The organism is Paraburkholderia sp. J41 (assembly GCF_905220235.1).
In the GTDB taxonomy this organism is placed as follows: Bacteria; Pseudomonadota; Gammaproteobacteria; order Burkholderiales; family Burkholderiaceae; genus Paraburkholderia.
Map to the genome: position 1 here is coordinate 262,125 of NZ_CAJMZE010000004.1, position 14,803 is coordinate 276,927.

15 protein-coding genes and 2 pseudogenes are annotated in these 14,803 nt (G+C 66.5%); 7 read left to right on the plus strand and 10 right to left on the minus strand.

Going from position 1 to position 14,803, the window contains the following annotated elements; genetic code table 11:
• Positions 1–35: 35 nt before the first annotated feature.
• Both U5805_RS06265 and U5805_RS06270 read left to right on the plus strand, forming a co-directional pair.
• Positions 36–1,193 (plus strand): annotated as a pseudogene (locus U5805_RS06265) (cysteine desulfurase family protein); the annotation flags it as partial.
• Positions 1,194–1,242: 49 nt separating this feature from the next.
• Complete coding sequence (locus tag U5805_RS06270; RefSeq protein WP_322102581.1) at positions 1,243–2,049, plus strand: sulfite exporter TauE/SafE family protein; 807 nt, start codon at positions 1,243–1,245, stop codon at positions 2,047–2,049.
• A 39-nt stretch (positions 2,050–2,088) separates the two neighbouring features.
• Here the strand turns inward: U5805_RS06270 and U5805_RS06275 are convergent.
• The 4 genes and pseudogenes from U5805_RS06275 to U5805_RS06290 form a co-directional block, all read right to left on the minus strand.
• Positions 2,089–2,565: pseudogene (locus tag U5805_RS06275) on the minus strand (SDR family oxidoreductase).
• A gap of 9 nt (positions 2,566–2,574) precedes the next feature.
• Positions 2,575–2,841, minus strand: coding sequence for a hypothetical protein (locus tag U5805_RS06280; protein ID WP_322102582.1), 267 nt, complete (start codon positions 2,839–2,841; stop codon positions 2,575–2,577).
• 41 nt (positions 2,842–2,882) lie between these two features.
• A complete protein-coding gene (locus U5805_RS06285) occupies positions 2,883–3,341 on the minus strand; it encodes a PRC-barrel domain-containing protein (RefSeq protein ID WP_322102583.1) in 459 nt (152 codons plus the stop codon).
• 34 nt (positions 3,342–3,375) lie between these two features.
• Positions 3,376–3,603, minus strand: coding sequence for a hypothetical protein (locus U5805_RS06290; RefSeq protein ID WP_322102584.1), 228 nt, complete (start codon positions 3,601–3,603; stop codon positions 3,376–3,378).
• Here U5805_RS06290 and U5805_RS06295 point away from each other — a divergent pair.
• The 3 genes from U5805_RS06295 (at position 3,598) to U5805_RS06305 (ending at position 4,859) form a co-directional block, all read left to right on the plus strand.
• Positions 3,598–3,837: a hypothetical protein gene (locus tag U5805_RS06295; protein WP_322102585.1), complete on the plus strand. Its 240-nt coding sequence runs from the start codon at positions 3,598–3,600 to the stop codon at positions 3,835–3,837. The genes U5805_RS06290 and U5805_RS06295 overlap by 6 nt on opposite strands.
• 47 nt (positions 3,838–3,884) lie before the next feature.
• Positions 3,885–4,148, plus strand: coding sequence for a DUF2934 domain-containing protein (locus tag U5805_RS06300; protein ID WP_322102586.1), 264 nt, complete (start codon positions 3,885–3,887; stop codon positions 4,146–4,148).
• A gap of 264 nt (positions 4,149–4,412) precedes the next feature.
• On the plus strand, positions 4,413–4,859 hold the full coding sequence (locus U5805_RS06305) for a hypothetical protein (RefSeq protein ID WP_322102587.1): 447 nt from the start codon (positions 4,413–4,415) through the stop codon (positions 4,857–4,859).
• 135 nt (positions 4,860–4,994) lie between these two features.
• Here the strand turns inward: U5805_RS06305 and U5805_RS06310 are convergent, their stop codons facing one another.
• Positions 4,995–5,954, minus strand: coding sequence for a hypothetical protein (locus tag U5805_RS06310; RefSeq protein ID WP_322102588.1), 960 nt, complete (start codon positions 5,952–5,954; stop codon positions 4,995–4,997).
• 337 nt (positions 5,955–6,291) lie between these two features.
• On the opposite strand from U5805_RS06310, the gene U5805_RS06315 reads away from it, so the two are divergent.
• Positions 6,292–6,966: a hypothetical protein gene (locus U5805_RS06315; protein WP_322102589.1), complete on the plus strand. Its 675-nt coding sequence runs from the start codon at positions 6,292–6,294 to the stop codon at positions 6,964–6,966.
• Between the two features lie 15 nt (positions 6,967–6,981).
• Here U5805_RS06315 and U5805_RS06320 read toward each other — a convergent pair whose 3' ends face one another.
• From U5805_RS06320 to U5805_RS06340, 5 genes are all read right to left on the minus strand, one after another.
• Positions 6,982–8,553 (minus strand): sulfite reductase flavoprotein subunit alpha, encoded by a 1,572-nt coding sequence (locus U5805_RS06320; protein WP_322102590.1) that lies wholly within the window; start codon positions 8,551–8,553, stop codon positions 6,982–6,984.
• The gene (locus tag U5805_RS06325) at positions 8,550–9,647 is read right to left on the minus strand and encodes an FAD:protein FMN transferase (protein WP_322102635.1); all 1,098 of its coding nucleotides are present in this window, start codon (positions 9,645–9,647) and stop codon (positions 8,550–8,552) included. Before U5805_RS06325 ends, U5805_RS06320 begins: the two co-directional genes overlap by 4 nt.
• Positions 9,648–9,719: 72 nt before the next feature.
• Positions 9,720–10,532, minus strand: a complete 813-nt coding sequence (locus U5805_RS06330) for a DUF4198 domain-containing protein (protein WP_322102591.1) — start codon at positions 10,530–10,532, stop codon at positions 9,720–9,722.
• Positions 10,533–10,621: 89 nt separating this feature from the next.
• Entirely contained in the window at positions 10,622–11,146 is a 525-nt protein-coding gene (locus U5805_RS06335) for a DUF2271 domain-containing protein (protein WP_322102592.1), read from the minus strand.
• 23 nt (positions 11,147–11,169) lie between these two features.
• Complete coding sequence (locus tag U5805_RS06340; RefSeq protein WP_322102593.1) at positions 11,170–11,820, minus strand: PepSY-associated TM helix domain-containing protein; 651 nt, start codon at positions 11,818–11,820, stop codon at positions 11,170–11,172.
• Between the two features lie 627 nt (positions 11,821–12,447).
• On the opposite strand from U5805_RS06340, the gene U5805_RS06345 reads away from it, so the two are divergent.
• Positions 12,448–14,802, plus strand: coding sequence for a catecholate siderophore receptor Fiu (locus U5805_RS06345; RefSeq protein WP_322102594.1), 2,355 nt, complete (start codon positions 12,448–12,450; stop codon positions 14,800–14,802).
• Position 14,803: the final 1 nt, after the last annotated feature.

Here is a 14,803-nt window from a genome sequence, read left to right on the forward strand (position 1 = left end):
GCATTCCATTCAGCGCAAAACACGGAAAACACGCCATGACGCACACGGGCCAGCAGCACTATTTCGATTACGCCGCCACCACGCCCGCCGATCCACGCGTCATCACGGCGATGGCGGGCTGTCTCGGCATCGAGGGCGACTTCGGCAATCCGGCTTCGAGTTCGCACGACGCGGGCCAGCGCGCGCGGCAACTCGTGGAAACGGCGCGCCGGCAGGTGGCCGCGCTCATCAACGCCCACGCGCAGGACATCGTGTGGACCTCGGGCGCCACGGAATCGAACAATCTCGCGCTCAAGGGCTATGCGGAACGCGCCGGCCAGGCGGCGCATCTCGTCACCAGCGAACTGGAGCACAAGGCCGTGCTCGACACGGCGGCGTATCTCGAACGGCACGGCATGCGCGTCACGCGCCTCGCGCCCGCGGCCAACGGCGCGATCACGGCCGAAAGCGTGGCTGCCGCGTTGCGCCCCGACACCGGCCTCGTTTCGCTGATGCTCGTGAACAACGAGATCGGCACGCTCACCGATATCGCCTCCATCGCGCGCGTCGTGCATGCGGCCGGCGCGCTGCTGCACGTGGATGCGGCGCAGGCGCTCGGCAAGACGCCCATCGACGTGCAAGCGCTGGGTATCGACCTGATGTCGATGTCGGCGCACAAGGTGTACGGGCCGAAGGGCATCGGCGCGCTCTACGTGAGCCCCGCGGCGTTCGAGCGCATCGCTCCGCAGATGCACGGCGGCGGCCACGAGCGCGGGCTGCGCTCGGGCACGCTCGCGACGCATCAGATCGTCGGCATGGGCGTGGCGTGCGAACTCGCGCGCACGCACCTGCACGACGACCACGCGCGCATCGAGCGGCTCGCGCAGCGGCTGCTCGCGGGCGTGCTCGCGCTGCCCGGCGTCTCGCACAACGCGAGCCGCGCGCCGCGCATTCCCAACACCTTGAGCCTCACGATCGATCTGCCCGGCTTCTTTCCGTTCCTGCTGACCGGCGACATGGCGATTTCGTCCACCTCGGCGTGCAATTCGGCGGCGGGCACGCCTTCGCACGTGCTCACGGCGATCGGTCTGAGCGCCGAAGCCGCAAGCCGCACGGTGCGCCTGAGCCTCGGCCGCTTCACCACCGACGACGACGTGACGTTCGCCATCGAATCCATCGCGCGCGTGGCGGCGCAATGCCAGCCGGAGCAAGCACGGCGCCAATCGCTCGACGCCACGGTTTGAACCTTCGTTCGGAGTCCCGATGATCGTCTCACTCGCACTCGGCGCGATGATCGGCGCGTTGCTCGGGCTCACGGGCGCGGGCGGCGGCATACTCGCCGTGCCCGCGATCGTGGTCGGCATGGGCTGGCCGATGCAGCAGGCCACGCCGGTCGCGCTGATCGCGGTCGCGTGCAGCGCGGCCATCGGTGCGATCGAGGCGTTCCGGCGGCGGCTCGTTCGCTATCGCGCGGCGTGCTGCATGGCGCTCGCGGGCGTGCCCGCCACCTGGCTCGGCGTGCAGCTCGCGCAGCGTCTTTCGCAGCGCGTGCTGCTCGCGCTGTTCGCCGTGGTGATGCTCGTGGTTGCCGTGCGGCTGCTCTGGCAAACCGTTGCGCGCCGCGAGACGCCGCCCGAAGCGTCGCGGCTGTGTGTCGCGCGCATCAATCCCGACACGGGGCGGCTCGCGTGGTCGGCGCGCACGGCGTTCGCGCTCGCTTCCACCGGCGCGCTCACCGGCCTGATGACGGGCCTGCTCGGCGTGGGCGGCGGCTTCATCATCGTGCCGATGCTGCGCAAGCTCACGAATATCTCGATGCACGGCATCGTCGCGACATCGCTCATGGTCATCGCGCTCGTGGGCAGCGGCGGCGTGGCCGCGACCGTGCTGCACGGCGTGCCGCTGCGCCCCGGCGTGACGTTGTGGTTCACGCTCGCGACCGTCGCGGGCATGGTGCTCGGGCGCCGGGCGTCGCGGCGCGTGGGCGCGCGCCCGACGCAGATCGGCTTCGCGAGCGTGCTCGTGTGCGTCGCGTGCGGGTTGCTGGCGAAGGCGGCAGCGGGTTTCTGAGCGCCGCCTGCGCGATTTCCTCCGGCCGCTCCCCGCGCATCAAGCCGCGAAATTCGTTGACGCCGGCACCGCGCGCCACGTTTTCATTTCCTGCGCCACGAAGGCGTTTTTCGCCTCGATTTCGCCTCGATGGCCGCGAGCGTGTCCGTGCCCAACGGCAAGCGCAGCGGCGGGTTCGGCGCATTCACCAGCGTGATTATGGCGGCGGTCAGCTTGACCGGATCGCCAGGCTGATTGTGGTTCGACTCCCGCGCGCGGCGGCGCACGTCCCGGTCCGGCGACGGCTTCGACCGCGCCGAGCAAACCGAAGCCCGCGTTGTTGACGAGCACGTCGATACGGCCGAAGCGCGCGATGGCGGCGTTGACGGCCGCGCGCGCCTGCGCTTCGTCGGTGACGTCGAGCGCGACGCTCGGGGCGAAGGCGAGCGGCGCGCGCGAGTGAGCCCGGCGTCCGCGCTTTGCATGGTCTTTGCGTTTGCCTTTGCGCCTGCCGTTCGCGTTCAACTTCGCGTTCAACTTTCGCGTTTAACTTTGCCCCGAGCCGCGCAGCCGCTTGAGCACCAGCACGCACAGCGCGGGCAGATGCACCACGCCAAGGCCGCACGCGATCACGGCCCACGGCGGCGCGACGGTGCCGGCCAGCATCGCGCCGATCACGCCGAACATCAGACCCACGACGAGCAGCAGGGCATGCGCGATCACGCGTTTGCGCCCCGGCGCGGTGAAGCGCGGCAAACTGGTATGCACATAGCCGACGATCAGCAAGGCAACGGTGGTGACGGCGGCGAACATGGATTCCGGTTCCTTCTCATTGGGTCGGGCGGGGCGCGCACTCAGGGCTCCACGCCGCGCCCGGGGCCGGGCATGTTGGACGAGCCGGAGGGCAGGGCGCCCACGCGGCCGTCCTCCACGCCCCAGTACGGCGCGCTGCCGTAATACTCGCAGATGCCGCGCTCCCAGTCCGGGTCGGCCATGGCGGGCCAGTGCGCCTTGTCGAAGCCGGGCGCGTCCTTGAGTCGGTCCGACGGCACGTCCAGCAGCACGTGATTATGCTGCACGTCAAGCATCACGGCGCGCCACGGCACCGCGAACAGCTTGCTGCCGAGACCCGCGATGCCGCCCACGGAAATCACCGCGTAGGCAATGCGGCCGCGCCGCACGTCGAGCATGACATGTTCGAGCTTGCCCGCGTGCTTGCCGTCCGAGGCGATCACGCGTGCGCCGCTGAGCGTGGCGGTGCCGACGAGACCGACGTCGGCGGCATCGGTTTGCGGGGAAATGGCGATACCCATGGCTGGCTCCTTGTTGTGTCGATGACGCCATTGCTCAAGCAACGTCCGCGCCCGGCAGCGGCACGGCCTTTGCGGAAAATGCGTCCGGCGATGTCGCGTTTGGCGAGGTCGCGATGTCGTTGACGATGTCGCGATGTCGATTCGTCGATTTATCTGTCGATTCGTCGATTTGATTCGTCGATTTTGTCGATTTGATTCGTCGATATCGAATCCCGAGCGCGCCGCCGAACCCTCCACCCGTTGAATGGAGTCCGCCATGCATCCCGATCCGCAGCCGAACAGTGCCCCCGATTCGAACCGCTCCCGCGGCGAGGACGGCCGGCCCGTACACGACGACCGCACGACCACGCCTCCCGCGCACACCCCCGCGCACACCCATCAAACCGACAAGGACACCGCCGAGCAGCGCCGGCACACGCCCTCGGAAAACGCGTTGCCGACGACGCAGGATAAAAACCCGATTCCGCCCGGCACCACGCGCTCGGCCGAAAGTTAGCGGGCACCGCGCTTGCGCTCGGCATGTGGATAACCGGAGAAATCGTCATGAATGTCGAACGCGAAGAACGCATCCGCCGCCGCGCCTATCAGCTATGGGAAGACGACGGCGCGCCCGAGGGCAAGGCCGACGAATACTGGGGCCGGGCGGAAAAGCAGATCTCCGCCGAATATGCCGCCGATAACGGGACCGAAGGCGTGCCGAGCGACCAGGCAGGCAAGCGCCGCAACGCCGGCGAGCCGCTCCAGGAGCGCGACGCCGTGCCGCCCGCCGAACTTTCGCGCGACAAGCGGCGCGGCCGCGCGGCGTAAAGGCTCGACGCGTGAACGCCGATGGTCGGGCTTTGACGGCACACGTTCCTTGACCAGTCTGTTCGATGAACGTAGGTGACGTTTTGTGATGCACGAAAAATGTCGATAATTTATGTTATGTAAAATAATATCGACATAGCTTGACAATCCACCGGCCCGCCCGATCCGCGAATACCGCAAATAGCCAACCGGGCAAATCGGCAAACTCGAGCGAACAGCGCACGCCACGAAACCGCCAACGTCCACTAACTAGGCGCGCCAACCATGATCCCTGCACCCACTCCCCAGCCCACCGATACGCTCGCGGCTGCGAGCGCCGGCGTCGAACCCACGCGCGCGCAGCGCACGGCCATCTGGCTCGGCGTGGTGGCTACGCCGTTGATCTGGCTCGTGCATCTCACGATCGGCGTGGTGCTCGTCTCGCGCATTTGCGGCGACGCCGTCGCGCACGCGGTGCCATCGTGGGAAGCGATTCGCTGGATCATCGGCGTGAGTTCCGCGCTTGCGTTCGTGGCGGCGCTCGGCATTGCGTGGGCGGCCGGGCGCGCGTGGCGGCAGATTCTCTCCGTCTCGACCGGCAAACGCGACGCGCATCGCTTCGTCGCCTGGTGCGGCGCGGCGGCCTCGGTCGCGTTCACGTTCGGCATTGCGTTTTCGAGCTGCATTCTGGTCGCCGCGCCGATCGAACGACTATGCGCGCCGTTCCAGTAATCGCACTGCTTCGTCACGAAAAATCGGGCGCTCGCAAGCGCCCGATTTTTATTACCGCATCCCCGCCAGTCCGGCCCGTTCAGCCAGTCCAGCCCGTCAAGGCGATAGGCCGGCACCGAGCCAGCCACGCCGCCATCAGCTTCCGAGCAGCGACTCGAAGTCCGAAAGCTGCTCCGTGTACGTGCCCGTCTTGCCGTTCGACGTGACCGTGACGCCGAGCGTGCTGCCGCCCTGCACGGCCAGCGTTTCGGTGGCATTGTCGCTCGTGAGCGTGACCGTGCCGCTCTTGAGCGCGCCGTTAGCGATTGCGATGGGCGTGGGCGTCGCAATGTCGAACGTCATCGTCACGTCGCTGGCGGCAATGCCGAGCGATGCCGATGCCGTGATCGTCTGCGTTTGCGCCGGCGCGTTTTGCGCGCGCGTGAACGCGAGCGACGCCACCGTGATCGTGCCGGTGATATTCGATGCCGGCAGCGTGCGCGCGATCGTGACGGACGGCGCGCTGGCCGTGGTCGTCGTGGTGCCGGTCGCGGCGTCGAAGCTGGTGGTGTAGGTTACGCTGCCGTTGAGCGTGGTCGTGCCGTTGGACGAAGTGAGCACGACGTTGTTCGCGCTTGCAAGCGCCGTGTACGACCAGTTCGTGCCGGTCGCGCCCACGGTGCCCTGCACGCTTTGCACTTGCACCGACATCGAACCGGCCACCGAATCCTGCGCCGACACGCCCGGCGCGTCGATCACGCCCACGCAGCCGGCGAACGCGACGTTGGCGTTCTCGCCCGCCACGATGCCCGTGGTCGCGGCCGGCACGCTCACCGTATACGTGCCGCCGCCCGCGCACGAAGTGCTGCCGCTCGCGATGCCCGCGAGCGACTTGTTGAGGAAGGTCTGCGCCACCGACGCGTAGATCGCGCCCACGCCGGGACCGCCGATCAAGCCGAACGCGCCCGCGTAACGCGCAACGTGTTCGCTTTGAACCGCCGACGATAATTTGAGCTCGTTGCCCGACGCGCTCGCGGGCGCGCTCGAACCGCCTCCGCATGCAGTCAAACTTACCGTTGCCGCGACGATCGTTGCGACCGCAACCGACTGCGCCATTCTTTTTCCAGACATCCCTGCTCCGCTTGGTTTCAATCGGCGACCCTTCGCCATGCGTGAATTATTGATTTGAAAAAAGCGCCGCAATTGAGCGATCAGCCCTTGAAACACGGTCTAATCCGCGCATTCGAAACCTCATACGAAAGCACTGCCCATGAATTGACGAGGCATAAAAGAAGGGTCGAATTGAAGTTTGCGAACCTTGCGATTTGAGGCCGCAACACCCCGCAACTCGCTCGATTGAAGCGCATGCAACGAACGTAAAGTCTCCTCCGTCGGCCAAGGCAGCGAGTGGTTTTCGCCGGCTTCAGCGAGCCGGCTTCAGGGAGATAAAGCAGTGAATTCGATCAGCAAGACAATGTATCGGGCAACGCGCGCGGTGGCATGTGCGGCGGCGCTGCTTGGCGCGGCAAGCGCCGCGCACGCGCAGGAAATCTATGTGACCGGCGGCACGCTGGGCGCGGGCCTGGGCGGCGCGCTCAATCTCGGACCGCATTTCGGCGTTCATGCCGATGCCGAAGGCCTGGGCTTCAGCCACGACTTCACCGCGGGCGACAATCGCTATAGCGGGCACCTGACGCTCGCGCAAGGCGGCCTTTATCTGGACGTGTTCCCGTTCGCGTCGAGCGCGTTCCGCTTCACGGGCGGCGCGCTCATCAACGGCGACACGCTCACGGCCACGGCCATTCCCAACGCCGACGGCAACTACAAGATCGGCAACGACTTCGTGCCGGCGGTGGGCGGCGCGCCCACCGCGAAAGCGACCATGCCGCGCGTGATGCCGTATTTCGGCGTGGGCTACGGGCACAAGAAACCGGTGCGCGGCATCGGCGTGACGTTCGATCTGGGCGTGGCGTACGGCCGCCCGCACGTGACCTACAGCGTGCCGCAGATTTATCAGCTTTTCGTTTCGCAGCAGGACATCAACGACGAAGAACAGGATCTCACTTCGAAGATCCAGAAATACCGCTGGTATCCGGTGGTTCAGCTTGCGCTGACCTATCGCTTCTGAGGCCGCCGGCAGCCACTAGTAGACGTCGCGCCGGTAACGGCCTTCGCTCATGAGCGCGTCCACGCGCGCCGCGCCCAGCATGTCGATGAGCGACTGGTGGACGCCTGACGCCATGCCGTTGCGGCTGCCGCAAACGTAGATCGCCGCGCCGTCGTCGATCCACTCGCGCAAGGTTGCTTTTGCGGCGAGCAACGCATCCTGCACGTAACGTAGCAGGCCGCCGTCGCGCGACCAGGCGTGATCGACGCGTTCGATCATGCCTTGCGCACGCCAACGCGCGATGTCGTCGCGCCAGAACGCGTCGTGCGCGGCGTTGCGTTCGCCGAAGATCAGCCAGTTGCGCGCGTGGCCCGCGTGCGCGCGCGCTTTGAGGTGTGCGCGCAAACCGGCGAGTCCCGTGCCGTTGCCGACGAGAATGAGCGGACGAGGGTCGGCGGGCGCGTGAAAACCGCGATTCGTGCGCACGTGCAGCGTGATTTCGCTGCCTGCTTGCGCGTGTTTCGTGAGCCAACCGGAAGCCACGCCGAATCCGCATGCTTCGCCGTGCCGCAAAGTCTCGCGCACGAGCAATTCGAGCCGCCCGTCGCGAGGCAAGGACGCGATCGAATAACTGCGCCGCGCCAGCGGAGCGAGCCGTTCGATCCACGCTTGCGGCGCTAGCGTGATGCTTTCGTCGCGGTCGAGTTCGCGCGTGGCGAGCGCATCGGCAAAACGCATGCGCGTGCCGTCGCATTTCACTTTCGTCGCGCCGTTCAGCCCGCGCACGGCAAGCCAGCGCTCGATCGAACACGATGCGTGACGCGGCGCGATCTCGGCGATATCGCCTGCGTTCCAGTCGAGCGCCGTGCGATCGCGCGGACTCAGTACGAGGTGATACGCGCCGGCGCCCGTGCTGCCGGGATTCATCAGCGTGCGCGCCTCCAGTGTCCAGAGGCTGTCGCGCGGCGCGCTCCAGGGCGTGTCGGCGCCGCCTTCACAGAGCGTCGAAAGCGCGGTTTGCCAGCGCCGCAGCGCATGGGCGTCGCCGTTATCGACTTCGATCGTTTCGAACAGAAGCTGGGCGCCGCATTCGATTAGCCATCCTGACAGTTTCTTGCCGAATGCGCAGAACTGGCGATAGTTCCGGTCGCCCGTCGCAAGGACGCCGCAACGCAGCGGCGCGAGCGTTGCCGAAGCGGCCATCGCCCGGCGCACGAACGGCAGCGCCGCATCCGGCGGCTCGCCCTCGCCCGTCGTGCTGACGATGAACAAGGCATGCGTATAAGCGCGAAGCTCCGCGAGCGTGAGTGTGCCGAGCGACGCCATGCGCACCCGCGCCCCGTTGGCTTCGAGCCATGCCGCGCTTTGGGCGGCGAGTTGTTCGGCGGTGCCGGTCTGGCTTGCGTAGGCAACGAGAATGCGTTCGCCGTCGTGCAGCGAAACGCTCGCGCGCCCGCGTTGCCGATGCCGCGCGACGATCGCCGCGCACGCGCAGCCATAGGCCAGCGCAACACACGCGGCGCTCGCCGTGCGTTGCGGGCACCACCACGCGAGCGCCGCGCTCGCGAAAGCGAGCAGCCACGCCACGCGCGAAATGCCATGCTTCATGCGAGCATCTCCGCATAGGCGGGGCTCACGCGCTCGCGAAAACCCTCGGGCGTGCGCACGAGAAAGCGCGCCGCGAGCCCTTTGCGCCGAGCGAGGTCCATGCCGGCTTCGGGGCCGAGCACGGTCAACGCGGTCGACCACGCGTCCGCGAGCATGCATTCGCGATGCAGCACCGTGACGCTTGCCAGCGCGTGGCTCGCCGGGTAGCCGGTGCGCGGGTCGATGGTGTGCGCACGGCGCACCGCGCCCGCGTCGAGGTAATAGCGCCGGTAGTCGCCCGAGGTTGCCACAGCCAGGCCATGCAACGCGATCAGATCGACCGACGGTTGCGATGCGGCCGTTGCGCACACGCCTTCGAGCGGCGGCGTTTCCAGTTCGACCCACCACGGCATGCCGTCGGGTTTCACGCCCTCGCCGCGCAGTTCGCCGCCGATTTCCACGAGCATATGCGCCACGCCCTGTGCCGCGAGCGCGTCGCGCACGGCGTCGACGGCATAGCCCTTGGCGATCGCGCAGAGATCGAGCGCACTGCCGCCAGGCTGTTGCACGCGCAACGAATCGCGATCGGCGCGAATGCGGCGAAAACCGCAGCGCGCCCGCGCGGCGTCGATGAGCGCGGCGCCGGGAGGCCCGGTGCGACGCGGCGTGGGACCGAAGCCCCACAGATCGACGAGCGGCCCCGCGCTCGGATCGTAGGCGCCGCCGCTTTCGCGTGCAACCTCGAGCGCGGCGCTCACGACGTCGAAGCACGCGCGCGGCAGCGTCATCCATGCGCCCGCGGGAGCGCGGTTGTAGCGGCTGATGGCGGAATCGGCGCGCCAGTTGCTCATCTGCGTGACGATGTCGTCGAGCACGGCGCGTATCGTGCCAGGTAGCGCGTCGGACAATGCATCGGGCGACGCGTCGGACACCGCATCGGACAACGCGTTAGATAACGCCGCATCGCGCGCGTCCCCGCCTGAAGCGCGCGGGCGCACGCACAACACCGACCACGTCGTGCCCATCGTCTCGCCCGAATACGACGCGATGCGCCCGTCGCGCAGCGGCGCGAGCGCCCCTGCGTCGAGACGAGCGGGAACGAGCACGCGCCGCACCTGGGCCCCGCACGCCGCGTCTTTCATGAAGGCCGGATGCGTCCGCCGCGCCGAAAAGCTCATGCCGCGCGCTTATTGCGGCAGCACTTCGAGCGTGGCCGCGTAAGAGGCGCGGCGGCTTTTCGCCTGCTCGATCGACGTGTGGTTGTCGCGAACTTCGGCTTCGACGTAATACATGCCGGCATTCGGCCACTTCACGTCGAACTTGCCCTCGGCGTCGGTGGTGAGCGTCGTGTCGCCCGGCTGATCGCGATAACGGCCGCCGCCCGGCACCACGCTCACTTTCACGTTGGCGGCCGGCTTGCCGTCGAGCAGCAGTCGAAAGCCCGCGTTCGAACCCGCGACGAGATCGTTCGGATGCGTCACCGGCACGAGTTCGAGCCCATGGCCCGCAGGCTTGAGCGCGCCCACGCTCGGCTTGCCGCGCGTGACGAACGACTCCACGCGCGCCTCGCTTTCCGTCACTTCCACGTCCTGCGCGTTGGCGGGCAACGTCCTCGCGAGCGCGTCCGCGTCGCCGCGCCAGCGTTTCGTTTCGCCGTTCACCTTGTACGAGGCGAACACGGCGCGATTGTCCACGGCAAGGCGATACGTGCCGTCCTGGGTGAGATGCACGTCGAACACGCTGCGGTAGCGGCCCGTGCTCTCGTTTTCGGGCTTCACGGCCGAACCGTCGGGCGCGGTCACCACGAGGCCGTCGAGGCGCAACGGAAAATGATCGGCATAGAACAGATCATTCGATACGGCCGCGTCGACCGTCACCCACGGATCGTTGCCCGACAGCACCGTGGCCGAAGGCAGCATCCACAGACGATGCGCGTGCGCCGCGAGCGGCATGAGCGCAGCAAGCGCGAGCGCCGAAACCTTGAGTGCGTTGATTTTCATGTGCGTTGTTCCAGCGTGATTCGACTCGATTCGACTCGATTCGATTCGATTAACGGATGATGGATTCGATTAATACGGATAACGAAGCATTACGGCTTCACGTTCACGGTGACGTTCGCCAGTTCGTGTTCGCCCTTCGCCTGCGTGGTTTTCGCCGCGGCCGGCGGCCACGCGAACGGCACGCGCACGAGTTCGCGGCCGCCCACTTCGCGCGCGGTTTCCACCACGAGCTGATAGTCGCCGGCGGGCAGCTTGCCGAGCGGCGCCTTGCCGTCGACGAAGGTGACGGCCTGCTGCCCCGGCGCGCGCGTCGCGCCCGACACGCCGTCGGCGGGAAACTGCATGTCGCGGCCCGCCTTGCGCCAGAACTGGCGCATGTCCTTGAGCCACTTCGTGCCCTCGCCGTTCTTCTTGTTCTGGTCGTACCAGACCGCGAGCGTGGTGACGGGCGTCTGGTCGGCGCGCTCGATCCACATCGAAACATAAGGGCGGTGATATTCGGCGACGTCGAGACGCGGAATCTCCACGTTGACGGTCAATTCGGCGGCAACGGCCTGGCCCGCGAGCGGGGCGGCGGCCATGCCGGTCAGCGTGACGGCGATCAGTCGGCGCATGGGAGAACGGTTCCTCACAAAAGTCAGTGGATGAAAAGCATCGCGAGCAGCAGCGGCGCAACGAGTCCGAAGCCGACGAGCGGCCACGTGGCAACGCGCCCGCGCGCATGCAGTTTGAGCAGCAACAGGCCCGTGATGCTGAAAATCGCGCAAGCGGCGGCGAACACGTCGATAAACACATTCCACGCGGCGCCCGCGTTGCGGCCTTTATGCAGGTCGTTGAGATACGCAATGACGCCGCGCGTCGTTAATTCGTACTGCGAAACGCCGCTCGCGAGATCGACGCTTACCCAGGCGTCGCCGCCGGGCCGGGGCAAGGCCACGTACACGTCGTCGCCGGACCATTCGGCCACGCGGTCGTTAGCGTCGATGCGCCACGTGCGTTCCAGCCACGCCGCCAGGACGGGCGGCACCGGGTCTTTGTCGCCGTGCTTCGCGCGCCTGAGTTCCGCGAGCAAAACGGCGGGCGCCGTTGCGCTGTGCCGCTCCACCTGAGGATGCGCCTCGATCTGCGCCGCGTGATTGAGCGTGAAGCCGGTAAACGCGAACGCCAACATGCCGACGAGGCACAGCGCGGAGCTGATCCAGTGCCATTGGCGCAAATGGCGCAGCCAGAACGCGCGCTGGCGTTGCTGCGCGCCGAGCGCTGCGGTTTCCCCTGTCGTCGCTTTCATCGTTGTCGTTTCGCGTTTTACGCGGTGCTTTCTTTACAAATAGTGAATGATACTCGTTTTCATTTGAAAGAATAAGACCCCGCCAGCATTACACTTTGTTTCGACCGATTCGACGATGAGTACACGTCTGCGAGTGCGGACGAGATGCTGGATGAATAGCAAGATGCCCAATTTGCAAGGGGTTGAGTACCGTAATAGATAAGAGACGAAACCCAACTTTCGTTTGACACGCAAATGAGAATTGTTTACATTCACGTCAAAATTATTACCGGATGTAATCTAACGGATCATCGTGAAGCCTGAACCTTACAACCGTAGCGCCGCGCCGCCCGCCTGTTCCGCGTCGATCCGGCCGAGCCGGTAGCCGTTACGCCCTCTTCTTCCGGCGCGCCTGCCGCGTGCCGGATAGCCAGCCACGTCCCGCTTGCGGACCCAAGCCAGCTTCTTCCTGCGTTCGTGAATCGCGCCGCTTCGCGGGTTTCGTGCCGTCGGCACCAAACCGCGCCCGCCGACATCGTCCGCCGCTCGCCCGGAACGCGCCTGCGCTCGCCATGAGCCCGGCCCGCTTCGGCCTCATCACGACAATGCAATCCTGATTCGACAGGATTCCTAACCAGCACGCACAAGATGGCCTATATCCGAAGCCGCAAGACCACGCCCTGTTCCCATTCGGGCAGCGCACACGCACCGACCGCTTTTACCGGCACCGCCGCTGCCACGGCGACCGCCACGGCCACGCTGCTCGCCGGCATCACGCTGGGCTGCCCGCTGCCCGCTTTGGCGCAAGCCGCCACGTCGATCGCCGAAACCACGCTGCCCGCGATGCACGTGAACGCCACGGCGAGCGCCGATCCGTACAAGCCGGAAACGCTGGCTTCGCCGAAATTCACGCAGTCGATCAAGGACACCACGCAAACGGTGATCGTCGTGCCCGAGCAGGTGATGAAGGATCAGCAGGCCACCACGCTTACCGAGGCGCTGCGCAACGTGCCCGGCGCGGGCACCTTCTACGCGGGAGAAAACGGCAGCACGAGCACGGGCGACGCGATCTACATGCGCGGCATCGACACGTCGAACAGCATTTATATCGACGGCATTCGCGACATCAACACGACTTACCGCGACATGTTCAACACGGAACAGGTCGAAGTGATCAAAGGGCCGTCGGGCTCGGATTACGGCCGCAGCGCGCCGAGCGGCTCGATCAATCTCGTGACCAAACAACCCGGCCTCAAGAACAGCTTCGACGCGAGCCTGAGCGGCGGCACTTCGAATTACGCGCGCTCGACGATCGACTGGAACCAGAAGCTCAACGACACGTCGGCGTTCCGCCTCAACATGATGGGCCACAAGGCCGACGTGGCCGGCCGCGACCAGGCCGACAACCAGCGCTGGGGCATCGCGCCTTCGCTCGCGTTCGGCCTGAATTCGCCGACCACGGTGTATATCGACTATATGCACGTCAAGCAGGACAACACGCCCGACGGCGGCGTGCCGACCATCGGTTTGCCCGGCTACAAGGCGCCGGGCAGCGCGTTTTCCGCGCTCAACACCGCGCCGAAGGTGGACAGCCACAACTACTACGGCACGGCCTCCGATCACGACGATTCGACGACGGACATGGCGACGATTCGCGTCGAGCACAAGTTCGGCGACAACACCGTGCTGCGCAACACGACGCGCTGGGAAGAGGTCAAGCAGAACTACATGCTCTCGTCGTTCATGCTGGCCGCGACCAATCTCGCGGCCAGCAACCCGGCGGACCTTTCCACCTACACGATGACGCGCACGCCGAATCTGCGCGACAGCAACAACCGCATCGTCACGAACCAGACCAACGTCACGACCACGTTCAACACCGGTCCGGTCAAGCATGACGTGAGCGCCGGTTTCGAACTCACGCGCGAGGAGCAGACGATCTACGGGCACACCACGCCCACGGCGCCCGCCGTCAACATCTATGCGCCCAACAGCGACGTGTTCCTCAGCAACTACGGCCGCAACGGCGCCAACGCCACGGGCAGCACCGACACGGTGGCCGCGTACGCGTTCGACACCATCGACGTGGGGGACCGCTGGCAGTTCAACGGCGGCCTGCGCTGGGACTACTACCACTCCGACTACACGAGCGCGACGGCGTGCGGCGGCACAGGCCGCAACGTGGTGGCCTGCCCCACCGGCGTGGCCGCGGGCACGCCCGTGCAGACGGTGGACGCGAGCAAGTCCGGCAACCTGATCGACTGGAAGCTCGGCGCGCTGTACCGGATCACGCGCAACGGCAACGTCTACTTCAACTACGGCGTTTCGCAGCAGCCGCCGGGCGGCTCGAACTTCGCGCTCGCGTCGGCCGGCAGCGGCAACAGCTCGGGCCGCATCGACTTCGCCCCGGAGCGCGCGAAAACCGCCGAACTCGGCACGAAGTGGGAGCTGTTCGGCAAGCGCATGCTCGCCACCGCCGCCCTCTTTCGCACCGACATCACCAACGAAGTGCAGCAACTCGACGACGGCACCTACGGCCAGACCGGCAAGAAGCGCGTGCAGGGCATCGAACTCAGCGCGGCGGGCCAGATCACGCCGAACTGGTCGGTGATGGCGGGCTACACGCTCCAGGACGCGCGCGTGCAAGCGGGCACGGCCGTTTCGCAGGACGGCTCGGCGCTGCTCACCTACACGCCGCGCAACGCGTTCTCGCTGTGGACCACCTACCAGTTGCCGTACGGCTTCACCGTGGGCGGCGGCGCACGCTACGTGAGCGGCCTGCAAAGAGGCACGGACGGCGCGGTGGGCACGCCCGATCACACCGACCCGTACTGGGTCGTGGACGCCATGGCGAGCTACAAGGCCACGCGCAATCTGAGCATCCAGCTCAACGTCTACAATCTGTTCGACAAGAGCTATGTTTCGTCGATCAACAAGAGCGGCTATCGCTACTTCCCCGGCGCGCCGCGCACGGCGGTCGTGACCGCCAACCTCGCGTTCTGAC

Bases quoted from the DNA above. Each gene is read 5' to 3' on its own strand.
- U5805_RS06320 (WP_322102590.1), bottom strand. From the start codon at position 8,553: ATGAAGCATGGCATTTCGCGCGTGGCGTGGCTGCTCGCTTTCGCGAGC.
- U5805_RS06335 (WP_322102592.1), bottom strand. From the start codon at position 11,146: ATGCGCCGACTGATCGCCGTCACGCTGACCGGCATGGCCGCCGCCCCG.
- U5805_RS06270 (WP_322102581.1), top strand. From the start codon at position 1,243: ATGATCGTCTCACTCGCACTCGGCGCGATGATCGGCGCGTTGCTCGGG.
- U5805_RS06310 (WP_322102588.1), bottom strand. From the start codon at position 5,954: ATGGCGCAGTCGGTTGCGGTCGCAACGATCGTCGCGGCAACGGTAAGT.
- U5805_RS06300 (WP_322102586.1), top strand. From the start codon at position 3,885: ATGAATGTCGAACGCGAAGAACGCATCCGCCGCCGCGCCTATCAGCTA.
- U5805_RS06345 (WP_322102594.1), top strand. From the start codon at position 12,448: ATGGCCTATATCCGAAGCCGCAAGACCACGCCCTGTTCCCATTCGGGC.
- U5805_RS06295 (WP_322102585.1), top strand. From the start codon at position 3,598: ATGCATCCCGATCCGCAGCCGAACAGTGCCCCCGATTCGAACCGCTCC.
- U5805_RS06280 (WP_322102582.1), bottom strand. From the start codon at position 2,841: ATGTTCGCCGCCGTCACCACCGTTGCCTTGCTGATCGTCGGCTATGTG.
- U5805_RS06305 (WP_322102587.1), top strand. From the start codon at position 4,413: ATGATCCCTGCACCCACTCCCCAGCCCACCGATACGCTCGCGGCTGCG.
- U5805_RS06285 (WP_322102583.1), bottom strand. From the start codon at position 3,341: ATGGGTATCGCCATTTCCCCGCAAACCGATGCCGCCGACGTCGGTCTC.
- U5805_RS06330 (WP_322102591.1), bottom strand. From the start codon at position 10,532: ATGAAAATCAACGCACTCAAGGTTTCGGCGCTCGCGCTTGCTGCGCTC.
- U5805_RS06290 (WP_322102584.1), bottom strand. From the start codon at position 3,603: ATGCATGGCGGACTCCATTCAACGGGTGGAGGGTTCGGCGGCGCGCTC.
- U5805_RS06340 (WP_322102593.1), bottom strand. From the start codon at position 11,820: ATGAAAGCGACGACAGGGGAAACCGCAGCGCTCGGCGCGCAGCAACGC.